We start from the raw sequence: 20,907 nt of genomic DNA on the forward strand, positions 1-20,907 counted from the left end.
GATGGCGTCCTTCCCCGCGGTGCTGCGCTCCGAGTGGACGAAGATCCGCAGTGTCCGGTCGACGGTCTGGACGCTCGCGCTGGCCTTCGTGGTCACCCTCGGTATCGGCGCCCTGCTGTCGCTGCTCACCAACAACAACTTCGAGGAGTTCCGGGGCGACGCGGACAGCCCGTTCGACGCCACCGGGACGGCCTTCTCCGGCATCATCCTCGGCGAACTGGCCATCATCGTCTTCGGCGTGCTGGCGGTCGGCAACGAGTACAGCAGCGGGATGATCAGGGTCACCCTGGCGGCCGTCCCGCAGCGCGGGACCCTGCTCACCGGCAAGACGGTGGTGCTCGGCGCGCTGGCCTTCGCGGTCTCCCTGGTCACCGCGTTCATCACGTTCTTCGTCGGCCAGGCGCTGCTCGGCGACCACTCCACCAGCCTCGGCGAGCCGCACGTGCTGCGCGCGGTGTTCGGCGCGGCGATGTACCTGACGCTGCTCTGCCTCTTCTCGGCCGGCGTCACCGCGATGCTGCACAACCAGACGCTGGCGCTGGGCGTGCTGGTGCCGTTCTTCTTCCTGCTCTCGCCGATCCTCTCGGCGGTGCCGAAGGTCAAGACGCTGGCGCACTACTTCCCCGACTACGCGGGCTCGCGGATGATGCTCGTCTACGAGCAGCACAACCAGCCGTACGGGCCGTGGGCCGGCTTCGCGATCTGCCTGGCCTGGACGGTGGCCGCGCTGGTCGGCGGCGCGCTGGTGCTGAAGAACCGCGACGCCTGACCGGCTCGCCGACGCGGCCGCGGCGCCCTCAGTACCGGGGTGCGCCGCGGCCGCGCTGGATGTTCGAGGCCCGGCGGTCGCGGGCGCCCCAGCACGCCCGGTGCCAGTGCCGGCGGTCGTCCACCCCGGCCCCGTACATCGGCCACGCCACCACGTGGCCCACGCCCGGCGGGATCTCCTGGTCGCAGCCCGGGCAGCGGTAGTGCCGGCCGGCGGTGCCGGCCACCGTCTGCACCACCCACTCGTCCCCCCGGTAGCTCTCGGTGCGGCGCAGCGCGCCGCCGAGCGGAGCGGCCGGCGCCGAGTCCTCGTGATCGGCTGCGCTCTTGATCCGGTTGCGGCGGGGCGACACGTCTGGCTACCTCTCTACGGGGGCTCGTGACCGTTCCAGGTTACGGCCGGCGCGCACCACTCGAAGCCACTATCACGGCGCCGCCCGGCGCTTCGGTGTTTCCCGTGATATCCACCCGTTCTTCTGTGAAATTCGTGGTTCGGCGTGCCATTGGCACATGACATCGGTTACTCACAAGGGGAGAGGCGGGGCCCGCAGACCCTGCGCGCACCCGAGGAGGCCCAAGGATGACCAAGACCAGCGCCCGCGCCGAGACCCGCCGACCCGTCGGAGTCCGGCCGCCCACCGTCGGCCCGGCATCGACGACCGCCGGCCCGGCCACCGCCACCGGCGCCCCCCTGCCGGCGCCCCAGCGCTCCGCCGCACGCCCCGCGGACACCGCACCGGTCAAGGTCGGTGCCTTCCTGCTCTCGGCCCAGTTCCCCGGACAGACCCACGGCGAGGCGCTGGACCGGACGGTCCGGGCCACCGTCGAGGCCGAACGGGCCGGCCTGGACAGCGTCTGGCTCGCCGAGCACCACTTCGTCCCCTACGGCGTCTGCCCGAACGCGGCCACGCTCGCCGCGATGCTGCTCGGCCGCACCCGCCGGATCGGGATCGGCACGGCGGTCAGCGTGCTCTCCACCGCGCACCCGGTGGCCCTCGGCGAGCAGGCCGCGATGCTGCACCTGGTCTCCGGCGGGCGCTTCACGCTCGGGGTGGGGCGCGGCGGTCCGTGGATCGACCTCGATGTCTTCGGCGGCGGGGTGGAGGCCTTCGAGCAGGGCTTCCCGGAGCGGCTCGACCTGCTGCTGCGCTGGCTGCGCGGCTCCCGGGTGGGCGCGGACGGCCCGCAGTTCAGCTTCCCCGAGGTGGCCGTGGTGCCGCGTGCCACCGAACCGCCCCGCCGGCCCGACCTCGGCGCCTGGCTCGGGCTCGGCGACCAGTCCGGGCTGCTGCGCTTCCCCCGCCAGCGGGTGGAGGCGGACGCGCCCGTCGACGAACTCACCGCCTCGGGGCGCCCGGTGGCCGGCCCGCCGCTGGTGGTGGCCTGCACCTCACCCGGCGGGGTCCGGCTCGCCGCCGAACGCGGCCTGCCGATGCTGCTCGGCATGCACTCCGGGGACGACGACAAGCTGCGGATGCTGGAGCTCTACCGCACCGCCTGGCTGGCCGCCGGGCGCGGCGAGGAGCAGCTGCGCCGGATCGGCCGCCAGCACGTCGCGGCCGGGGTGGCGCAGGTCGACGACCGGACCTCGACGGCCCGGGCCACGCTGCTGCGCGCGATGCCCGGCTGGTTCGAGTACGGGCTCGGCGCCCACCGCACGGTGGACGGCCGGGAGCGCAAGATGCGCGACCCGCACGCGTACACCGAACTGCTCTGCGACCTGCACGCGGTGGGAACGCCGAAGCAGTGTGCCGACCGGCTGCTGGCCACCGCCGAGCGCACCGGCATCCGGCGCTTCGCCCTCCTCGCCGAGGGCAGCGGCGACCGTGAGGCCACCCTGCGGAACATCGCCCGACTCGGCTCCGAGGTGCTGCCGCAGCTGGGCTGACGTCGCCGGGCCGCCCCTCCCCTGAGCGGAGTGGGGCGGCCCGGTGGCGGTTCCGGTGCCGCGGCGGCGGCACCGGCGTTCCCCGCGCCGTCGAACGGCACGGTCGGCCCGCGCGATCAGCAGTCCCGGAGTTCCTCAGACTGGTTGAGCAGCTGCTCCCGGACGGACGTGAAGCGATCGAACCGCGCCTCGTTGGAGTCCGACGGCAGGAACACCGCCACCCGGTGACAGTTCTGGAAGGCCAGCCGGACGCCGAAGTGGCGCTGCAGCGCACCCCGGATGGCGTCGCTGGCGAGGGCCCGGAGGAGCTGGCCGCGGGCCTGCTCGCTGGGCGGCGGAACGTGGTTGTCGGCGAAGTCGGTGCCGTCGACCTTCGCCTGGGCGACCAGCGAACTGATCAGCTCCCAGGCGTACGGCAGGGAGACGCGGACGCAGTCGACGAATTCCCGCTCGTCGACCTCGCCCCGCTCGGCCTTTTCCAGCAGGGCCGGTGAGACGTCGAGCGACATGGATTCTCCTCTCGCGGTCCACCCGCGCGGCGCCCGGGTGGTGATGCGTAGTCCAAGCTGAGGGTGAGGGTGGGCGAAACGCGCGTGATGTCCGGAACGCCGTCGGACGGCTGTTTCCGGCACCGCGCGGAGGCGGCGGCGCCGAGGCCGCGTCGGAGGACGCGTCGGGGGCACCGGCCGCTCAGGACAGCGTGGCAGCCGATCGGGGGCGAGGCCGGGGATTCCTGTGGATTGCTCCGTAAATACGCCTTGCTGCACCAGATTGGCCGGATCCTGCTGGATCGTTCATCTGAAGTCTCCGTCCCCGTTGACAGCTCCGCTGCAAGCAAGCCGTCACACACCGTAGCTGCCCGTGGGAATGGGCGCCAGAGTGCCGACAGGCATTCGCGGGATCGCCGAACTTCCATGTTCGCGGGGTTCGCGGATTCTTCACCCGGCCGTCGCGGAATCGCATCAACTGGCCCCGGTGGGCTAGCGTGGTCGACCGTGCGTCTCGTAATTGCCCGCTGCTCAGTCGACTATGCCGGTCGGCTCTCCGCCCATCTGCCCTCCGCCACCAGGCTCATCCTGGTCAAGGCCGACGGCAGCGTCAGCATCCACGCCGACGACCGCGCCTACAAGCCGCTCAACTGGATGTCCCCGCCGTGCACCCTCAAGGTGGGCGACGGGGTCTGGACAGTGATCAACAAGGCCGGCGAGAAGCTCATCATCACGCTGGAGGAGGTGCTCCACGACTCCTCCCACGAACTCGGGGTGGACCCCGGCCTGATCAAGGACGGTGTCGAAGCACACCTCCAGGAGCTGCTGGCCGACCGGATGGAGGTGCTCGGCGCCGGCTGGTCGCTCATCCGCCGCGAGTACCCGACCGCGATCGGCCCGGTCGACATCCTCTGCCGCGACTCCGACGGCACGACCGTCGCCGTCGAGATCAAGCGCCGCGGCGAGATCGACGGCGTCGAGCAGCTCACCCGCTACCTGGAGCTGCTCAACCGCGATCCGCTGCTCGCCCCGGTGAAGGGCGTGTTCGCCGCGCAGGAGATCAAGCCGCAGGCCCGCGTCCTCGCCACCGACCGCGGCATCGGCTGCGTGGTGCTCGACTACGACGGACTGCGCGGCATCGACGACGACAAGCTCAAGCTGTTCTGACCGCCGCGCCCTGATCCGTCAGGACGACGACGGAGGCGCCGTCGGGCTCGTCGAGCCCGACGGCGTCGCGCTGTTCGAGGGGCTGACGGTCGCCGAGGGCGAGGCCGAGGTGGTGGTCGGAGCCGGGGCCGTCGGGCTGTTCCCCCCGGGCTGACCGCCGGCGCTGCCACCGCCACCCCCCGGCCCCGAACCGCCGGGCGGCGGCACGGACGGGACCACCGGCGGTTGCGACTGGCCCGGGGACGGCGACTGCGAGCCGGTCGCGGTCGGCGACTTGCTCGGCTTCTTCGACGCCGACCCGGACGCCGAGGGCGAGTGCGAAGTCCCGCCGCCCGCCGACGACTCCGGGCCCGCCGGGTCCTGCGCGGGCGGGGTCTGCGGGCCCTGCGAGCCCGACGCGTCGTCGGACAGCGTCGGTTCGGGGCTCAGGCTCGGCCGGGGCGCCGGCCGCCCCGCCGGCAGGCCGGTGCCGTCGTCCGTACTGCTGAGCGGGTCGTTGCCGCGGTGCTCGTCCGGCCCGGTGACGCTCAGCCCGACCGCCGTCCCCAGCACGCCGAGCGCGAGGACGGCCGCCGAGGCGGCGATCACCGTGCGCCGGGTGCCGCCGGCCGTGCCGGGGGTGGTCTTGAACCGCCACGGCACCTGCGCGATGGCCCGGATGACGGGACGTCGGACGGGCGCCGGGGCGGTCGTCGCCGCGGCGGGCAGCTGCCGGCCGTCGGCGCGCAGCAGATCGAGCATCCGGCGGGCGCCGGCGGCCCCGCGCGGCTCGCCGAGCGCGGCCCGCAGGGTGAGGGCGGACTCCAGTTCGGCGACGGCCCGCCCGGGCTCCCGGACGCAGATCGCGTAGACGCCCAACTCGTGGTGGAACCAGGCCTCGTCGGCCCGGGAGCCGGTGTTGCGGGCGGCCTCCAGGCCGAGCAGCAGGGCGCGCTCCCAGGCGCCCCAGCGCAGCGCCAGGGCCAGCGCGGGGCCGGCCGCCCGGGCCAGCCGCAGGACGGCCGCGTGCCGGCCGGCGGCCCGGTCGGCCAGCAGCACCCCGATCACCACCTCCGCCTCGGCGGCGATCTGCTCCGTGGAGACCGAGCTGTGCCCGACCCACCAGGCGAAGTGCTGGGCGGCGCCGTCGATGCTGCGGCGGGCCGGCCAGTGCGGGGCGAGCAGGTCCAGCGCGCCCGCGGTGAGCCGGTGGTGGCCGCCGATGGACACCGCCAGCCCGGCGTCGGCGAGTTCGTGCAGCGCGCTCTCGCCCTGGCCGACGTCGATCAGCGCGGGCAGGTGCGGCGCGGTCGGGCACTCGCCGCCGAGCGCCACCGCGAGCCTCAGCACGGCCTGGGCCGGCTCGCTGAGGCCCTCGGCGAGCCGGACGGCGGGCGAGGCGCTCTCGGCCACCGACGGCAGCGGGACGGCCCCGCGCAGCTCGCTCTCACGGACCGCCGGGTCGGGGTGCCGGTCGGGCTCCTCGACCGCGCCGAAGACGTCCAGCCGGTCCTCCTCCGCGGCGACCAGCGCGTCCACGGCGACGTCCCGCTGACGCAGCAGCGCGGCGGCCTGGACGAAGCGCAGCGGCAGCCCCTCGGACTCGAACCAGAGGTCGACCGCCCAGGCCTTCTCGGCCGCGTCCAGCGGCCGGCCGGCCAGCCGGGCGGCGAGCGTGAGACAGGCGGACCGGGAGAGCCCGGCCACCAGGTGGTCCCGCAGCCGGGAGTCGGCGGACAGCGGCGGGCTGTCGGGCGCGACGGAGATCAGGAAGGCGCAGTCGGGGGCGGCGGCGAGCACCCGCTCAAGCTCCGCGCCGACCGGTTCGACCTCGTCGACGACCACGACCGCGCCGACCTGCGCGAGGTGCTCGGCGAGCTGCCCCGGGTCGGGCCGGAAGCCGGGGGCCTGGTGGGTGGCGGCGAAGAGGTCCTGGAGCAGGTCGTCGCCGGTGCGGCGGTGACCGCAGAGCTGGACGACGCCGCCGGGCGCGAGGTCGCCCGCCGCCTCGGCGACCGCCGAGAGCAGGGCGCTGCGACCCGAGCCGGCCTGGCCGACCAGGCGTATCGAACGCCCCTCGGCGAGCAGGCCGAGCAGGTGGGCGATGTCGGCCTCGCGGTCGAGCAGCGGCAGGTCGGCCGGGCCGGCGCCGAGGGCGAGCGGTCCGACCGCGCGGCCGGGGCCGCCGACCGGTCCGCGGGCGGGTTCGGTGCGCCCGATCCGGCGCGGGCGGGGCCGCCACTCCTCGGGGCAGGGCCGGACCTCGGACCCCTCCGGGGTGCCGACGGTCACCAGCAGGGCCCCGGAGACCAGCTCACCGCCCCGGGTGCGGACGGCTTCCTGCCGGAACTCACCGGATGGCTGTCCCACGATCTGCTCCGCCCCTGGTCGGCCGACGACTCGGTACGGCCGTTCCGGACCGGGGGTGCGCCCCTGCCTCCGGCCGGGGGGACCCCCACCCCGCCGGGGCGGGAAGGAGCCGGTCCTGTCCCCGGCGGCCGTCTTCTGACGGCAGACTCTTGCACATCCGGTCCGGACCGCGCAGGGCGGTCCCTCCCCGGAGGGCGCGCGGGAGCCCTAGAGCACCGGGCCGAGGGCGGGCAGCGTGGCGCCGTAGGGCTCGGGGACGACGCCCTCGACGGCGAGGATGCGGTGCAGCCGGGTGGCCACCAGCAGGCGCTGGAGCTGCGCCGGGACGGAGCGCAGCACCAGCCGGCGGCCGATCCGGCCGGCCCGGCGGTGGGTCCCCATGATCACACCGAGGCCGGTGGCGTCCCAGAACTCCAGCCGGGTGAGGTCCAGTACGAGGTCGCCCCGACCGCCGTCGACGGCCTGGTGCAGCCGGACCCGCGCGTCGGCGGCGGTGCGCACGTCGAGGCGGCCCTCGATGGCCAGCGCCGTCTGGTCGCCCGTGATGCGCATGGTCTCCTCCTCCGCCTGGCGGTCACTGGTACGGGTCGTTCCGCCCCGGCCGCGCGGGCCCGGATCGGGTGTCCACCGGGCGGGCGTGGAGCCCCGCGCCCGGGCCGGCCGCAGCATCGTCGGCGTGGGCCGGGTCCCCCTCATCTGACGGTGAACCAGGTCCGCAGGTTGCTGGTTCCGGCCAGATCTGAAGCAACTTCACTCGTCCGAGGGAATATACGCAGGAAGTCTCCACACCTACGCTCGATTACCGCCCAAATCACCCGTCTGCGGCACCCGGCGTGAGGAAACTCACCCGCCCCCGGCGAGGTGGGCCGTACGGTGCGGCGACCGCACGGCCCGGTCGGTCAGCGGCTCCGGCGGGTCACTTGGCCGGGTACGGGTAGAAGCCCTGCCCGCTCTTGCGGCCCAGGTCACCGGCGGTGACCATGCGGGCCATGATCTCCGGCGCGGCGAACTTCTCGTCCTTGGTCTCGGCGTAGATGTTCCGGGCGGCGTGCAGCAGGATGTCGACGCCGGTCAGGTCGGCGGTCTCCAGCGGGCCCATGGCGTGTCCGAAACCGAGTCGGCAGGCGGTGTCGATGTCCTCGGCGCTGGCGACGCCCGACTCGTACAGCTTGGCGGCCTCGACCACCAGCGCCATGATCAGGCGGGTGGTGACGAAGCCGGCCACGTCGCGGTTGACCACCACGACCTCCTTGCCGACCCCCTCGGCGAAGGCGCGCGCGGTGGCGAGCGTCTCGTCGCTGGTCTTGTAGCCGCGCACCAGCTCCACCAGGCGCATCAGCGGCACCGGCGAGAAGAAGTGCACGCCGACGACCGACTCGGGGCGCCCGGTGGCGGCGGCGATCCGGGTGATCGGGATGGCCGAGGTGTTGGAGGCCAGCACCGCGCCGTCCTTGGCGAGCTTGTCGAGCTCCTTGAAGACGGCTTCCTTGACGTCCAGCTGCTCGAAGACCGCCTCGACCACGATGTCGGCCTCGGCCACCGCGCCCAGGTCCGTCGTGGTGGTGATCCGGCCGAGCGCCGCCTCGGCGTCCTCGGCGGTCAGCCGGCCCTTGGCGACGAACTTCTCGTACGAGGCCCGGATACCGGCCACACCGCGCTGCAGCGCGGCCTCGGTGACGTCCCGCAGCACCACCGGGTGTCCGGCCTGGGCGGAGACCTGGGCGATACCGGCACCCATCAGGCCGGCACCGATCACGGCGATCTGCTTGCTGGACGCGTTGCTCATGGCTGGGTCTCCCGGATGCCGTCGCCGCCCTGCGGGCGGGCCCTGAAGGCGGCTCAGCGCAGGGGTCACCCGCTCATGAGCCGCGCCGCTCATGCGCCGGACTCTAATGCCCTTCCGCCCGCCGTGGTGTCATCCGGGAGTGTGATCTGCGACTGACCTGGCCCGATACCGGAAGGCCGTTGTTCAGATCGTCAGACCGAGGTCCTGCGCGAGGATCGCCGCCTGCACCCGGCTGCGCATCCGCAGCTTGGCGAGGATCCGGCTGACGTGCGTCTTGGTGGTCGCCTCGGCCATCTCCAGCCGCTCGGCGATCTCGCCGTTCGACATCCCCGCGCCGATGCAGGCCAGCACCTCCCGCTCGCGCGGGGTGAGCCCCGACACCGACTCCCGCGTCTCGGGTCCGACCGCGCGGCCGGGGCGGGCGAAGGTGCCGATCAGCCGCCTGGTCACCGACGGCGCCAGCATGCCGTCCCCGCGCGCCACCGTGCGGATGCCCTCGACCAGGGTGTCCGCCTCCAGGTCCTTCAGCAGGAAGCCGGCCGCGCCGGCCCGCAGCGCGCCGTAGACGTACTCGTCCAGGTCGAAGGTGGTCAGCACCAGCACCTGGGCGGCCCCCGCGGCCACCACCCGGCCGGTCGCCGAGACGCCGTCCAGCCGGGGCATCTGCACGTCCATCAGGACGACGTCGGGCCGCAGTTCCAGGGCCAGCCGCACCGCCTCCTCGCCGTCCGCGGCCTCCCCGACCACCTCCAGGTCCGGCTCCGCCCGCAGGATCATCACCAGCGCCGCCCGGACGGCCGCCTGGTCCTCGGCCACCAGCACCCGAATCGTCATGCCCGCCGCTCCCCTTCCGCCGCCACCGGCTCCCGCGGCAGCACCGCCCGTACTGTCCAGCGGTCCCCGACCGGACCGGCCTCGAAGCTGCCGCCGAGCAGCCCGGCCCGTTCCCGCATGCCCACCATCCCCGCCCGGGCGCCGGGCAGCTCCCGGCCCACGTCGGTGCGGTACGGGCTGTCCACGGTGATCCGCAGCTCCTGCGGGAGGTACTCCAGCAGGACGTGCACCCGGCCCGGGCCGGCGTGCTTGAGCGCGTTGGTGAGCGACTCCTGCACGATCCGGTACGCCGCCAGCCCGACCGGCACCGCCGGCTCCCCGCGCTCGCCGTGCTCCGCGAGCTCGAACTCCAGCCCCACGGCCCGCCCGGCGTCCCCGGCCTTGGCCAGCAGCGCGTCCACCGCACCCAGGTCGGGCGCGGCGTACGACGCGTCGGCCTCGCCGCCGCCGCTGTCGCGCAGCAGCCCGATCATGCGGCGCATTTCGGCCAGTCCCTGCACGCTGTTCTCCCGGATCACCCCCAGCGCCGCCACCAGCGGATCCTCCGCCGTCCGGTGCTGGCGCCGGGCCACCGACTGGGCGCCGGTGGCGTGGATCGCGATGGCCGACAGGTGGTTGGCCACCACGTCGTGCAACTCCCTCGCCATCCGCGCCCGTTCGGCGACCACCGCCTCGCGCCGGTCCATCTCGGAGAGCAGCGCGGTCTGCTCGGCGCGCAGCCGCTGGCTCTCCGCCTCCTCACGGTGCCTGCGCACCAGGTCCCCGGTCCACACCGGTCCGAGGAAGATCAGCGAGGTGAGCACCACGACGGCCAGCGCCGTCGGGGCGTCGCTGTACAGGAAGGACAGGCTGCTCAGGACGAGCACCGAGGCGGCGCCGGACAGGTGCAGGACGCGGGACATCCGCGGGCGCCCGTAGACCACCGCCGCGTAGAGCAGGTCGGTGTACATGATGGTGGTCGCGATCAGCGCACCGCTGAAGATGCTCGCCGCGAAGACCGCCCCGCCGAGCGTCACCGTCAGGATCGGGCGGGTGCGCCGGAACAGCTCCAGCGCGGCCGTGACCAGCAGCGGCGGCAGCACCAGCCAGCGCGGCACGGTCGAGGAGTGGTCGTAGACCTTGGACGCGATCAGTACAAGCCCGCCGAGCACCCCGAAGAGGGCGATCGCCCGGTCCTCCTGCCGCGGGGTGAGTGTCGGTCTGCGCACTCCCCCATCAGATCATCCCCGGCCGGCCCCCGGCTCCGGTCCAGGGAGGAGCCGCCGTACATCGAAAGGTGCAGGCCCGGTTCGGCGTCGGCGACGACGACGGGGGCGCCCCGGGCGGCAAGGCTGGGGGGTACCGCCGAGAAGTCCGGGAGTCACCATGATCGTCACCCTCGTCATCGGGGCCGAGGTCGCCTTCTGGGTGCTCCTCGCCCTCGGGCTCGCCACCCGCTACCTGCTGCGGCTGCGCGGGGTGAGCACCGCGCTGCTGGTCGGCCTGCCGGTGGTGGACCTCACGCTCTTCGTGCTCACCGTGCTCGACCTTCGCGGCGGCGCCACCGCGAGCTGGACGCACGCGCTGGCCGCGAGCTACGCGGGCTTCTCGATCGGCTTCGGGCCGTCCCTGGTCCGCTGGGCCGACCGGCACTTCCTGTACCGCTTCGCCGGCGGCCCCAAGCCCAAGGGCGCCCCCAAGTACGGGCCCGCGCGGACCCGCCACGAGTGGGAGTTCTGCCGCCGCACCGTGGTCTCGGCCGCCATCACGCTGGCGCTGATCACCGCGCTCGTCCCGCTCTCCGACGGCGCCGCCGACTTCGGCACCTTCACCGGCTGGTACCTGCGGCTGGGCATGGCGGCCGGGATCAACGTGATCGTGGCCGGCTGCTACTCGCTCTGGCCCAAGGAGGCGCCGGCCGGCGCGATCGTCGAGGACGGGCACGTGGTCGGCTGGAAGATCCCCCAGCAGCAGTAGCGGCCCGCCGCCGGACGCCCGACCGCCCCGCCGACCGGCGGGGCGGTCGGCTCAGCGGTTCTCGCCCGGCACCCAGAGCACGTCGCCACGCTCCTTGTTGGCCGCCCGGGCCAGGATGAACAGCAGGTCGGACAGCCGGTTGAGGTACTTGGCGGTCAGCGGGTTCACGGTGTCCCCGTGCTCCTCGATCGCCGCCCAGGTGGCCCGCTCGGCCCGCCGCACCACCGTGCAGGCCAGGTGCAGGTGGGCCGCGCCGACGGTGCCGCCGGGGAGGATGAAGCTGCGCAGCTTCTCCAGCGACTCCAGGTAGTGGTCGCAGTCCGACTCCAGCTTGTCGATGTAGGACTGCAGCACCCGCAGCGGCGGGTACTTCGGGTCCTCCACCACCGGGGTGGCCAGGTCCGCGCCGACGTCGAAGAGGTCGTTCTGCACCCGGACGAGCACCGCGGTGACGTCCTCGGCGAGGCCTCCGGCGGCGATCGCCACGCCGATCGCGGCGTTGGCCTCGTTGGTGTCGGCGTACGCGATCAGGCGCGGGTCGGTCTTGGTGGTGCGGCTCATGTCACCGAGCGCGGTGGTGCCGTCGTCGCCGGTACGGGTGTAGATGCGCGTCAGATTGACCATGCAGCCCAGCCTAGCGAGCCGGGTTAGGCCGCGTTAACCCCCGGCCCGAGGGGCTCGTCGCTACGCGACGTTCACTCTCCCCCAGCCTCCGGCCGGGAGGTGCCCCCAACCCGAGCGTGTCGTCGCTACGCGACGTTCACCCTCCCCCAGCCTCCGGCCGGGAGGTGCCCCCAACCCGAGCGTGTCGTCGCTACGCGACGTTCACCCTCTGCCCGGGCGGGGCGGCTTCGAGCCAGGCGAGGAAGCCGGTCAGGGCGTCGTCGCTCATCGCCAGCTCCAGCGGGGCGCCGTTGTGCAGGCAGCGCAGCACGACCGAGCCGGAGAGCAGCGCCAGCTCCTCCTGGCCCTCGGGGTAGCGCCGGCCGAGCACCTCGATCTCGCGGCGGGGGAGCACCCGGCGCGGGCGCGGGGCGTACGAGAAGACCCGGAACCACTCGATCGAGTCACCGCTGTAGCGCCCGATACCAAAAACCCACCCCTTGCCATCGGTCTGGGGGACCGGGGCCGAGGTGGGTTTGCCGTTCTCGTCGAGGTCGGGCTGCGTCGAGGCGTCGGCGGGCATTTTGAGCCGGTAACTGCAGTCGAACGTTCCGCCGACCCGCTGGATCACACGGCGCCGTACCGCGAACGCCACCAGGCCGATCACACCCAGCGCAACGACCGCCGCGCACACCACAAGGGCGAGGACCATGCTCACCTACCTCCTCGCTACCCGCGTTCCCCGTATCGGTCGTATCAGGCGACCGCGTTGACCTACCAACTGAGACGACAGTCCCGGGGTCACGCTCGCGCGTCCCCGGGACCGTCGGTCGACCCCGCTAAGCGAGGGTCCTGCGCACTCAGGCGTGGGCCTTGAGACCGCGCGCCGCGAACAGACGCACCTCGGCGCGTCGCTCGGCGTGCTCGTCCAGGTCCGACTGTGCCTTCTCCAGTGCACGCTCGGCGCGCGCGACGTCGATCTCGTCCGCCAGCTCGGCGATCTCCGCGAGCAGAGACAGCTTGTTGTCGGCGAAGGAGATGAAGCCGCCGTGCACAGCGGCGATCACGGTGCCGCCGTCCACGGTGCGGATGGTGACCGGACCGGTCTCCAGCACGCTCAGCACCGGGGTGTGCCCCGGCATGATGCCGGTGTCACCGGAGGCCGTACGGGCGACGACGATGGTGGCCGCACCGGACCACACCTTGCGGTCGGCTGCGACCAGCTCGACGTGCAGCTCAGCCAACGTGGGCTCCTAGGCTCATGCAACCCCCGATTACTCGGGAGTTTCGGTAAGAATAACGGGCCCGCGCCCCCGGCATGAAACCGGCGGCACGGATTTGACCGGAATCACAGCCGGTGCGACGTGAGGGGTGGGTCCCAGGGCTGGGGCCCACCCCTCACGATCACACTCGGCTGCTACCGGACGCGACTACTTCTTCGCGAGCTCGGCGGCGTTCTTCTCGAGGTCCTCGATGCCACCGCACATGAAGAAGGCCTGCTCGGGGACGGAGTCGTACTTGCCGTCCGCGATCGCGTTGAAGGCCTCGATGGTCTCCGACAGCGGCACGGTCGAACCGTCGACGCCGGTGAACTGCTTCGCCACGTAGGTGTTCTGCGAGAGGAAGCGCTCGATGCGACGGGCACGGTGGACCGTGATCTTGTCCTCCTCCGACAGCTCGTCCATACCGAGGATGGCGATGATGTCCTGGAGGTCCTTGTACTTCTGCAGGATCCCCTTGATACGGATGGCCGTCTCGTAGTGGGTCTGCGCGATGTACCGCGGGTCGAGGATGCGGGACGTGGAGTCCAGCGGGTCGACGGCCGGGTAGATGCCCTTCTCCGAGATCGGGCGCGACAGAACGGTCGTCGCGTCCAGGTGGGCGAAGGTGGTGGCCGGGGCCGGGTCGGTCAGGTCGTCCGCGGGGACGTAGATCGCCTGCATCGAGGTGATCGAGTGACCGCGGGTCGAGGTGATGCGCTCCTGGAGGAGGCCCATCTCGTCGGCCAGGTTCGGCTGGTAACCCACCGCGGAGGGCATCCGGCCGAGCAGGGTCGACACCTCGGAACCGGCCTGGGTGAACCGGAAGATGTTGTCGATGAAGAGGAGCACGTCCTGCTTCTCGACGTCACGGAAGTACTCCGCCATGGTCAGCGCGGAGAGCGCGACGCGAAGACGGGTGCCCGGCGGCTCGTCCATCTGGCCGAAGACCAGCGCGGTCTTGTCCAGAACGCCCGAGTCCACCATCTCGTGGATGAGGTCGTTGCCCTCACGAGTGCGCTCGCCGACGCCGGCGAAGACCGACACACCACCGAAGTTCTCGGCGACGCGGTAGATCATCTCCTGGATCAGAACGGTCTTGCCGACACCGGCACCACCGAACAGGCCGATCTTGCCACCGGTGACGTACGGGGTGAGCAGGTCGATGACCTTGATGCCGGTCTCGAACATCTCGGTCTTGGACTCGAGGTCCTTGAAGGCCGGCGCCTTGCGGTGGATCGGCCAGCGGACCTTGACCTCGGCCTCGAACTCGGCCTTGTCGACGTTCAGCACCTCACCGAGGGCGTTGAAGACCTTGCCCTTGGTGATCTGGCCGACCGGCACCGAGATGGCGGAGCCGGTGTCGGAGACCTGCGCGCCACGGACCAGGCCGTCGGTCGGCTGCATCGAGATGCCGCGGACCATGCCGTCGCCGAGGTGCTGCGCGACCTCGAGGGTCAGGACCTTCTTGCCCGAGCCGTCGGGGTTGTCCACCTCGACGTGCAGGGCGTTGAACATCTCCGGAATCGCGTCGACGGGGAACTCCACGTCGACGACCGGGCCGATGACCCGCGCGACGCGGCCCGTCGCCGTGGTCGGCTCAACAGTGGTGGTCATTCTCATTCGCTCCCGCGGCTAGCGTCGGCGAGGGCGTTGGCACCGCCGACGATCTCGCTGATTTCCTGGGTGATCTCGGCCTGACGGGCCGAGTTGGCAAGCCGCGTAAGCGACTTGATGAGCTCTCCGGCGTTGTCCGTCGCGCTCTTCATCGCGCGCCGGCGAGCGGCGTGCTCCGATGCGGCGGACTGCAGCAGGGCGTTGTAGATCCGGCTCTCGACGTACCGCGGCAGCAGTGCGTCGAGGACGCCCTCCGCCGACGGCTCGAAGTCGTACAGCGGGAAGATCTCGTGCGTGGCCTTCGACTCGTCGCTGAGCTCGACCTCGTCGAGCTTCAGCGGCAGCAGCCGGGCGTCCACCGCGGTCTGGGTCAGCATCGACTCGAACCGCGTCGAGATCACGTGGACCTCGTCGACACCGTCCGTCTCGGCCGTGAAGGCCGAGATCAGAGCGGCCGAGACCGCCTTGGCGTCGCCGTACGTCGGCTTGTCCGAGAAGCCCGTCCACGACTCCGCGACCGCGAGGTCACGGAAGCTGTAGTACGAGACGCCCTTGCGGCCGACGACGTACGTCACCACGTCCTTGCCCTCGCCGCGCAGGCGCTCGGCGAGCACCAGCGAGGCCTTGATGGCGTTGGACGAGTAGCCGCCCGCCAGACCGCGGTCCGCCGTGATCAGCAGTACCGCGGCGCGCGTGGCGGCCGGGTTCTCGCTGGTGAGCGGGTGCTTGGCGTTGGACCGGGTGGCCACCGCCGTCACCGCCCGGGTGAGCTCATCGGCGTACGGAGTGGAGGCGGCCACCGCGCGCTGCGCCTTACCGATGCGCGCCGCGGAGATCATCTCCATCGCCTTGGTGATCTTCTTCGTCGCGGTGACAGAGCGGATCCGGCGCTTGTAGACCCGAAGCTGTGCTCCCATGGGTCGTTACGTCCTTTCCCTCGCTACCGGACTCAGGCCTGCTCGGAGAGCAGCTTGCCGTCAGCCGTGGTGTAGCCCTGCTTGAAGGCCTCGATCGCGGAGGTCAGCGCGTCGATGGTGCCGTCCTCCAGCTTGGAGGTCTCGACGATGCCGGCCAGCAGGTTCTTGTGCTGAAGGCGCAGGTGGTCCAGGAACTCGCGCTCGAAGCGGCGGATCTCCGCGACCGGGACGTCGTCCAGCTTGCCGGTGGTGCCGGCCCAGATGGAGACGACCTGCTCCTCGACCGGGAACGGCTGGTACTGGCCCTGCTTGAGCAGCTCGACCATGCGCGCACCGCGCTCCAGCTGGGCCTTGGAGGCCGCGTCCAGGTCGGAACCGAAGCCGGCGAAGGCCTCCAGCTCACGGTACTGGGCGAGGTCCAGACGCAGACGGCCGGCGACCGACTTCATGGCCTTGATCTGGGCCGAACCACCGACGCGGGAGACCGAGATACCGACGTTCACGGCCGGGCGGATGCCGGCGTTGAACAGGTCGGACTCCAGGAAGCACTGGCCGTCGGTGATCGAGATGACGTTGGTCGGGATGTACGCCGAGACGTCGTTGGCCTTGGTCTCGATGATCGGCAGACCGGTCATCGAGCCGGCGCCCAGCTCGTCGGAGAGCTTCGCGCAGCGCTCCAGCAGGCGGGAGTGCAGGTAGAAGACGTCACCCGGGTAGGCCTCGCGGCCCGGCGGACGACGGAGCAGCAGCGACACGGAGCGGTACGCCTCGGCCTGCTTCGACAGGTCGTCGAAGATGATGAGGACGTGCTTGCCGTCGTACATCCACTCCTGGCCGATGGCCGAACCGGTGTACGGGGCGAGGTACTTGAAGCCGGCCGGGTCGGAGGCGGGAGCAGCCACGATCGTGGTGTACTCCAGCGCGCCGGCCTCCTCCAGGGCGCCACGCACGGACGCGATGGTGGAGCCCTTCTGGCCCACGGCGACGTAGATGCAGCGGACCTGCTTCTTCGGGTCGCCCGAGCGCCAGTTGTCGCGCTGGTTGATGATCGTGTCGATCGCCACCGCGGTCTTGCCGGTCTGGCGGTCGCCGATGATCAGCTGACGCTGGCCGCGGCCGATCGGGGTCATCGCGTCGATGGCCTTGATACCGGTCTGCATCGGCTCGTGGACCGACTTGCGGACCATGACGCCGGGGGCCTGCAGCTCCAGGGCGCGACGGCCGGTGGAGGCGATGTCGCCCAGACCGTCGATCGCGTTGCCCAGCGGATCCACGACGCGGCCGAGGTAGCCGTCGCCGACCGGCACGGAGAGGACCTCGCCGGTGCGGCGCACCGTCTGGCCCTCCTCGATGCCGCCGAACTCACCGAGGATGACGACACCGATCTCACGGGTGTCGAGGTTCAGCGCGAGGCCGAGCGTGCCGTCCTCGAACTTCAGCAGCTCGTTCGCCATGACCGAGGGCAGACCCTCGACATGGGCGATGCCGTCCGCCGCGTCAGTGACCGTGCCGACCTCTTCACGCGAGGCGGCGTCCGGCTGGTACGACTGGACAAAGTCGGCCAGCGCGTCCCGGATTTCCTCCGGACGGATCGTAAGCTCCGCCATCAGGCTTCCCTGCTCTCCTAGTTTGCGATCCTCGGCCCGCCATTGAGGGCCGCAAGTATTCGACTCTCGGCCGGGTCTCTCGAACCGGCCGTACGATTTGCCGGCTCCGGTGGAGCCGGTTCCCGACCGAGGGTCGGATGTTCTTCGGTGCTCAGCCTTCGAGCGACTGGCGAGCGCCTTCGAGGCGGCTCGACACGGTGCCGTCGATGATCTCGTCGCCGATCTGGACCCGGACACCGCCGACGACCTCGGGGTCGACGTCGATGTTCAGGTGGACCCGGCGGCTGTACAGCCGGCCGAGAGCGCCTTCCAGGCGATCCTTCTGGCTGTCGGACAGCGGCACCGCGGTGGTGACCAGGGCCACCACGCGCCCGCGCCGTGCGGCGGCGAGCCTCGAGTAGGACTCGAGGCCCTGCTCCAGGCTACGGCCACGCGGGTGGTTCACCAGGGCGGTGACCAGCCGGACGGTGCCCGCGTTGGCGCGGCCACCGAGCAGCTTCTTGATCAGCTCGGCCTTGGCGACGGCGCCGGCCTTGGGCTCGGTCAGCGCGGAGCGCAGCTCGGTGGAGCCGTTCACCACCCGGCCGAACCGGAACAGCTCGTCCTCGACGTCGTCCAGGACACCGGCCTTGTCGGCGGCGATGACCTCGGCGTACGCGGCCAGCTCCTCGACCGAGTCGACCAGGTCGCGCGACCCCGACCAGCGGGAGCGGACCAGGCCGGAGACCAGGTCGATGGTCTCGCCGGAGACCTGCCCGGTCAGCAGCGAGGAGACCAGCTGGGCCTTGTCCTGGCCGGACCGGGACGGGTCGGTCAGGACGCGGCGCAGCGACACCTCACGGTCCAGGAGGACCGTGACGGCGGTGAGCTCCTCGGCGACCCTGACCGCGTCCACCGAGGTGGAGTCGGTCAGGGCTTCGAGGTTCTGCCGCCCGGCGGCGAGGGCCTCGCGGCTAGCGCCGATCACTTGGCCGCACCCGGAGCAACGGTGGCCTTGGCCTCCAGCTCGTCCAGGAACCGGTCGATCACGCCGCTCTGCCGCGTGTGGTCCTCAAGGGACTCGCCCACGATGCGGGAGGCCAGCTGCGAAGCGAGCGAACCCACGTCCTGGCGCAGGGCGGTGGTCGCCTGCTTCTTGTCGGCCTCGATCTGCGCGTGGCCGGCGGCGACGATGGCCTCGCGCTGACGCTGGCCCTCCTCGCGCATCTCGGTGAGCTGGGCAGCGCCCTGCTCGCGAGCCTGCTCGACGATGCGGGCAGCCTCGTGACGTGCCTCGGCGAGCTCGGCGCGGTACTGCTCAAGCAGGGCCTGGGCCTCGGCCTGAGCGGCCTCGGCGCGCTCCATGCCGCCCTCGATGGCGTCCCGACGCTCCGACAGCACCTTCTCGATGCTGGGGAGGAGCTTCTTGCCGAGCAGACCGAAGACGATGAAGAAGCAGAGCAGGCCGATGATGATCTCGGGCCACGCGGGGAGGAGAGGATTCATCTTCTCCTCAGCCGCGAACTGAGCCGCGATGGTCATATCTGGACCTTCCTCGAAAGGGTCTACGGCGGGATTACTTGTTGCCGAAGACGAACGGCATGACGATGCCGATGAGGGCGAGCGCCTCGGTCAGCGCGAAGCCGATGAACATGTTGGAGCGGATGAGGCCGGCGGCCTCGGGCTGACGGGCCATGGCCTGGACACCGTTACCGAAGATGAGACCGACGCCGATGCCGGGGCCAATCGCGGCCAGGCCGTAGCCGATGGAAGCGACGGAACCGTAGACAGTGCCCTCAGCGAGGAAGCTCATTGCAGTTGTCCTTTGCAGGGTGGTGAACCGGTGGTGATTGGCCACCGGGCGATCCGGGAGGTTGGTTCAGAGAGGGGCCGAGGCCCCCTGGCTCAGTGCGCCTCTTCGAGGGCACCGGCGATGTAGCTGCTGGCCAGCATCACGAAGATGTAGGCCTGCAGGAACTGGACCAGCAGCTCGAAGGCGGTCAGCGCGACGGCGACGATGAACGACGCCGAGCCGTAGAGCGCGCCCAGGGTCGGGCTGAGCAGGTACCAGGAGGCGATGGAGAACATCACGATCAGCAGGTGGCCGGCGAACATGTTCGCGAAGGCTCGGACCGCGAGCGTGAACGGACGCACGAAGATGTTCGAGAAGAACTCGATCGGCACCAGGATGAACATGACCCAGCCGGGGATACCCGAGGGCCAGCAGAGGTTCTTGAAGCCGCCGACGAAGCCGTGCTTCTTGAAGGTCAGCGTCATGTAGGTGATCCACACGACGCCGGCCAGGGCTGCCGGGAAGGCGATCGCGGCCGTCACCGGGAACTGGGCGAACGGGATGATCGACATGATGTTCATCAGCCAGATGAAGAAGAACATCGAGACGAGCATCGGGACGTACTTCTCGCCCTTCTTGCCGATCGTCTCCAGCACGATGGACCGCTTGACGAAGTCGTAGCCGATCTCACCGACCAGCTGCAGCTTGCCCGGGACCAGGCGCGGCTTGGCGAAGGCGGCCCAGAAGAAGACGACCACCAGCAGCGAGACGATGATCGACAGCAGCATCGGCTTGTTGAACTCGACGCTGCCGATCGTGAAGATCGGCTCGAACTGGAACTCGTTCAGGCCCGGGGCCGGGAAGCCGCAGCCAGCGTCCCCGAAGTGGCAACTGCCTGAGGCGAGCGAAGACGTGAGTTCAGCACTCACCACGGACTCCTTCGTCGTGACGCATGGTTACGGCAACCTCGGTGTGTCGGCGTGGCCCGAGGCCACGGTGCGGCACTGGAACTTGATGGGTTTCTCGCCGATCCCGCACGGCGGTGCGCTGCACCACAGCGGGATCATCGAAGACTGCAAGGATCCGGGGGGCGATCCGTCCATCGTGCGGACAGACCTGGCCTCTTCCCGTACTCCGTTGTTGCGACGGACGATAGCAGTCCGTCAGTGCGGCATAAACACTGCCCCCCTCGTTGGGGGGACAGCCGGGCCTCGTCACTGTTGACGCCCCGAGTCCGAGGGCTTGTCGCCCTTGTTTTCGGAGGCGTCGGCCTCGACGTAGAAGGTCTTGGCCTTGAGCGCGCCGCGCACCTGGAAGCCCGTCCAGATCAGGGCGCAGCCCAGCAGGGTGAAGGCGAACGCCTGCCGGTTGAAGAGTTCGGTGTTCTTGAAGACCGCGAGGACGATGCCGACCAGCAGGATCTGCGTGGTGTAGACGAGCAGCCCCGCAGCCATCATCATCTGCGGGTTCGACCTGGTCAGCCGGTCGAGGGCGACCTGGCCGAAGCTGAAGAACGCCACCACCAGCAGCGCGCCGAAGAAGGCGCCGAGCAGTCCCTTGCCACCTGCGACGGCGAATGAGATCGCCATGGCGATGACTCCGGCGACCGCAGTGGGGATCGCGGCGCCTCGGAGGATCCGGGCGTCGTTGGACGGCATGTCGGCAGCTCCGGCGGCATGTCGATGTGGCAGGGGGACGGGCACAGAACGTGGTGGTGGTACCGACCAAGGGACCGCCGTGGACCGGCCGCTCTGCGGCGAGTCCGTCGAGGGAGACCGACCGGGGACGGAAGTCCTCCACCTGTCAGGTCTTTCGGCGTGTTCTCGGTACTCGTGAACGGTATCACAAACTATTTGATGAGAGCTTTACCATGATTGTGTGGCACCTGTCACACTGA

At 71.2% G+C, this 20,907-nt stretch carries 22 protein-coding genes; 4 read left to right on the forward strand and 18 right to left on the reverse strand.

Translation table 11 applies throughout. The annotated features are described in order from the left end of the window. Position 1 precedes the first annotated feature (1 nt). Complete coding sequence (locus tag ABZ497_RS03275) at positions 2–769, forward strand: ABC transporter permease subunit (protein WP_359803129.1); 768 nt, start codon at positions 2–4, stop codon at positions 767–769. A gap of 28 nt (positions 770–797) precedes the next feature. On the opposite strand, the gene ABZ497_RS03280 is transcribed toward ABZ497_RS03275, so the two are convergent. Then, positions 798–1,121, reverse strand: a complete 324-nt coding sequence (locus tag ABZ497_RS03280; protein WP_329489631.1) for an ATP/GTP-binding protein — start codon at positions 1,119–1,121, stop codon at positions 798–800. 227 nt (positions 1,122–1,348) lie between these two features. Between ABZ497_RS03280 and ABZ497_RS03285 the strand changes: the two genes are divergently transcribed. Next, on the forward strand, positions 1,349–2,656 hold the full coding sequence (locus tag ABZ497_RS03285; protein WP_359803131.1) for an LLM class flavin-dependent oxidoreductase: 1,308 nt from the start codon (positions 1,349–1,351) through the stop codon (positions 2,654–2,656). A gap of 116 nt (positions 2,657–2,772) precedes the next feature. On the opposite strand, the gene ABZ497_RS03290 is transcribed toward ABZ497_RS03285, so the two are convergent. Continuing rightward, the gene (locus tag ABZ497_RS03290; RefSeq protein ID WP_329489629.1) at positions 2,773–3,165 is read right to left on the reverse strand and encodes an SCO5389 family protein; all 393 of its coding nucleotides are present in this window, start codon (positions 3,163–3,165) and stop codon (positions 2,773–2,775) included. A gap of 486 nt (positions 3,166–3,651) precedes the next feature. On the opposite strand from ABZ497_RS03290, the gene nucS reads away from it, so the two are divergent. After that, on the forward strand, positions 3,652–4,311 hold the full coding sequence (nucS, locus tag ABZ497_RS03295; RefSeq protein WP_329489628.1) for an endonuclease NucS: 660 nt from the start codon (positions 3,652–3,654) through the stop codon (positions 4,309–4,311). An 18-nt stretch (positions 4,312–4,329) separates the two neighbouring features. Here nucS and ABZ497_RS03300 read toward each other — a convergent pair whose 3' ends face one another. The 5 genes from ABZ497_RS03300 to ABZ497_RS03320 form a co-directional block, all read right to left on the reverse strand. Continuing rightward, on the reverse strand, positions 4,330–6,660 hold the full coding sequence (locus ABZ497_RS03300; RefSeq protein WP_359803134.1) for an ATP-binding protein: 2,331 nt from the start codon (positions 6,658–6,660) through the stop codon (positions 4,330–4,332). Between the two features lie 207 nt (positions 6,661–6,867). Continuing rightward, positions 6,868–7,212, reverse strand: coding sequence for an STAS domain-containing protein (locus ABZ497_RS03305; protein ID WP_329489626.1), 345 nt, complete (start codon positions 7,210–7,212; stop codon positions 6,868–6,870). A gap of 364 nt (positions 7,213–7,576) precedes the next feature. Continuing rightward, positions 7,577–8,446: a 3-hydroxyacyl-CoA dehydrogenase family protein gene (locus ABZ497_RS03310; protein ID WP_359803136.1), complete on the reverse strand. Its 870-nt coding sequence runs from the start codon at positions 8,444–8,446 to the stop codon at positions 7,577–7,579. A gap of 183 nt (positions 8,447–8,629) precedes the next feature. Beyond that, on the reverse strand, positions 8,630–9,280 hold the full coding sequence (locus tag ABZ497_RS03315; protein ID WP_329489624.1) for a response regulator transcription factor: 651 nt from the start codon (positions 9,278–9,280) through the stop codon (positions 8,630–8,632). Further along, entirely contained in the window at positions 9,277–10,488 is a 1,212-nt protein-coding gene (locus tag ABZ497_RS03320) for a histidine kinase (RefSeq protein WP_359803138.1), read from the reverse strand. The genes ABZ497_RS03315 and ABZ497_RS03320 overlap by 4 nt, the downstream gene beginning before the upstream one ends. Positions 10,489–10,645: 157 nt before the next feature. On the opposite strand from ABZ497_RS03320, the gene ABZ497_RS03325 reads away from it, so the two are divergent. Next, the gene (locus tag ABZ497_RS03325; protein WP_359803140.1) at positions 10,646–11,236 is read left to right on the forward strand and encodes a hypothetical protein; all 591 of its coding nucleotides are present in this window, start codon (positions 10,646–10,648) and stop codon (positions 11,234–11,236) included. A 51-nt stretch (positions 11,237–11,287) separates the two neighbouring features. On the opposite strand, the gene ABZ497_RS03330 is transcribed toward ABZ497_RS03325, so the two are convergent. The 11 genes from ABZ497_RS03330 to ABZ497_RS03380 all read right to left on the reverse strand — a co-directional run bounded on the left by ABZ497_RS03330 (position 11,288) and on the right by ABZ497_RS03380 (position 20,668). Further along, positions 11,288–11,860 carry a cob(I)yrinic acid a,c-diamide adenosyltransferase gene (locus ABZ497_RS03330; protein ID WP_329489621.1) on the reverse strand — a complete coding sequence of 191 codons (573 nt, stop codon included), beginning with the start codon at positions 11,858–11,860 and terminating at the stop codon, positions 11,288–11,290. A gap of 190 nt (positions 11,861–12,050) precedes the next feature. Beyond that, complete coding sequence (locus ABZ497_RS03335) at positions 12,051–12,551, reverse strand: DUF2550 domain-containing protein (protein WP_329489620.1); 501 nt, start codon at positions 12,549–12,551, stop codon at positions 12,051–12,053. A 148-nt stretch (positions 12,552–12,699) separates the two neighbouring features. Next, positions 12,700–13,083, reverse strand: coding sequence for a F0F1 ATP synthase subunit epsilon (locus ABZ497_RS03340; protein WP_148642910.1), 384 nt, complete (start codon positions 13,081–13,083; stop codon positions 12,700–12,702). Between the two features lie 186 nt (positions 13,084–13,269). After that, on the reverse strand, positions 13,270–14,715 hold the full coding sequence (gene atpD / locus ABZ497_RS03345) for a F0F1 ATP synthase subunit beta (protein WP_329489619.1): 1,446 nt from the start codon (positions 14,713–14,715) through the stop codon (positions 13,270–13,272). A 2-nt stretch (positions 14,716–14,717) separates the two neighbouring features. Further along, positions 14,718–15,632 carry a F0F1 ATP synthase subunit gamma gene (locus tag ABZ497_RS03350; protein WP_329489618.1) on the reverse strand — a complete coding sequence of 305 codons (915 nt, stop codon included), beginning with the start codon at positions 15,630–15,632 and terminating at the stop codon, positions 14,718–14,720. 32 nt (positions 15,633–15,664) lie between these two features. Further along, positions 15,665–17,239 (reverse strand): F0F1 ATP synthase subunit alpha, encoded by a 1,575-nt coding sequence (gene atpA, locus ABZ497_RS03355; protein WP_329489617.1) that lies wholly within the window; start codon positions 17,237–17,239, stop codon positions 15,665–15,667. A gap of 151 nt (positions 17,240–17,390) precedes the next feature. Further along, positions 17,391–18,206, reverse strand: coding sequence for a F0F1 ATP synthase subunit delta (locus ABZ497_RS03360; RefSeq protein WP_359803144.1), 816 nt, complete (start codon positions 18,204–18,206; stop codon positions 17,391–17,393). Then, positions 18,203–18,760 carry a F0F1 ATP synthase subunit B gene (locus ABZ497_RS03365; protein ID WP_359803146.1) on the reverse strand — a complete coding sequence of 186 codons (558 nt, stop codon included), beginning with the start codon at positions 18,758–18,760 and terminating at the stop codon, positions 18,203–18,205. Before ABZ497_RS03365 ends, ABZ497_RS03360 begins: the two co-directional genes overlap by 4 nt. Before the next feature lie 34 nt (positions 18,761–18,794). Then, a complete protein-coding gene (gene atpE, locus ABZ497_RS03370; protein ID WP_148642913.1) occupies positions 18,795–19,031 on the reverse strand; it encodes an ATP synthase F0 subunit C in 237 nt (78 codons plus the stop codon). Between the two features lie 92 nt (positions 19,032–19,123). After that, positions 19,124–19,939, reverse strand: coding sequence for a F0F1 ATP synthase subunit A (gene atpB / locus ABZ497_RS03375; RefSeq protein ID WP_359803148.1), 816 nt, complete (start codon positions 19,937–19,939; stop codon positions 19,124–19,126). A gap of 285 nt (positions 19,940–20,224) precedes the next feature. Next, a complete protein-coding gene (locus ABZ497_RS03380; protein WP_329489613.1) occupies positions 20,225–20,668 on the reverse strand; it encodes a hypothetical protein in 444 nt (147 codons plus the stop codon). Positions 20,669–20,907: the final 239 nt, after the last annotated feature.

It is taken from the genome of Kitasatospora sp. NPDC005751 (assembly GCF_040630835.1).
Lineage (GTDB): Bacteria > Actinomycetota > Actinomycetes > Streptomycetales > Streptomycetaceae > Kitasatospora.

Excerpts from the sequence above, each read along its gene's own strand:
- atpD (WP_329489619.1), bottom strand. The coding sequence starts at position 14,715 with ATGACCACCACTGTTGAGCCGACCACGGCGACGGGCCGCGTCGCGCGG.
- ABZ497_RS03350 (WP_329489618.1), bottom strand. The coding sequence starts at position 15,632 with ATGGGAGCACAGCTTCGGGTCTACAAGCGCCGGATCCGCTCTGTCACC.
- ABZ497_RS03290 (WP_329489629.1), bottom strand. The coding sequence starts at position 3,165 with ATGTCGCTCGACGTCTCACCGGCCCTGCTGGAAAAGGCCGAGCGGGGC.
- ABZ497_RS03365 (WP_359803146.1), bottom strand. The coding sequence starts at position 18,760 with ATGACCATCGCGGCTCAGTTCGCGGCTGAGGAGAAGATGAATCCTCTC.
- ABZ497_RS03335 (WP_329489620.1), bottom strand. The coding sequence starts at position 12,551 with ATGGTCCTCGCCCTTGTGGTGTGCGCGGCGGTCGTTGCGCTGGGTGTG.
- atpA (WP_329489617.1), bottom strand. The coding sequence starts at position 17,239 with ATGGCGGAGCTTACGATCCGTCCGGAGGAAATCCGGGACGCGCTGGCC.
- atpE (WP_148642913.1), bottom strand. The coding sequence starts at position 19,031 with ATGAGCTTCCTCGCTGAGGGCACTGTCTACGGTTCCGTCGCTTCCATC.
- ABZ497_RS03305 (WP_329489626.1), bottom strand. The coding sequence starts at position 7,212 with ATGCGCATCACGGGCGACCAGACGGCGCTGGCCATCGAGGGCCGCCTC.
- ABZ497_RS03330 (WP_329489621.1), bottom strand. The coding sequence starts at position 11,860 with ATGGTCAATCTGACGCGCATCTACACCCGTACCGGCGACGACGGCACC.
- ABZ497_RS03325 (WP_359803140.1), top strand. The coding sequence starts at position 10,646 with ATGATCGTCACCCTCGTCATCGGGGCCGAGGTCGCCTTCTGGGTGCTC.
- ABZ497_RS03310 (WP_359803136.1), bottom strand. The coding sequence starts at position 8,446 with ATGAGCAACGCGTCCAGCAAGCAGATCGCCGTGATCGGTGCCGGCCTG.
- ABZ497_RS03380 (WP_329489613.1), bottom strand. The coding sequence starts at position 20,668 with ATGCCGTCCAACGACGCCCGGATCCTCCGAGGCGCCGCGATCCCCACT.
- ABZ497_RS03315 (WP_329489624.1), bottom strand. The coding sequence starts at position 9,280 with ATGACGATTCGGGTGCTGGTGGCCGAGGACCAGGCGGCCGTCCGGGCG.
- ABZ497_RS03285 (WP_359803131.1), top strand. The coding sequence starts at position 1,349 with ATGACCAAGACCAGCGCCCGCGCCGAGACCCGCCGACCCGTCGGAGTC.
- ABZ497_RS03275 (WP_359803129.1), top strand. The coding sequence starts at position 2 with ATGGCGTCCTTCCCCGCGGTGCTGCGCTCCGAGTGGACGAAGATCCGC.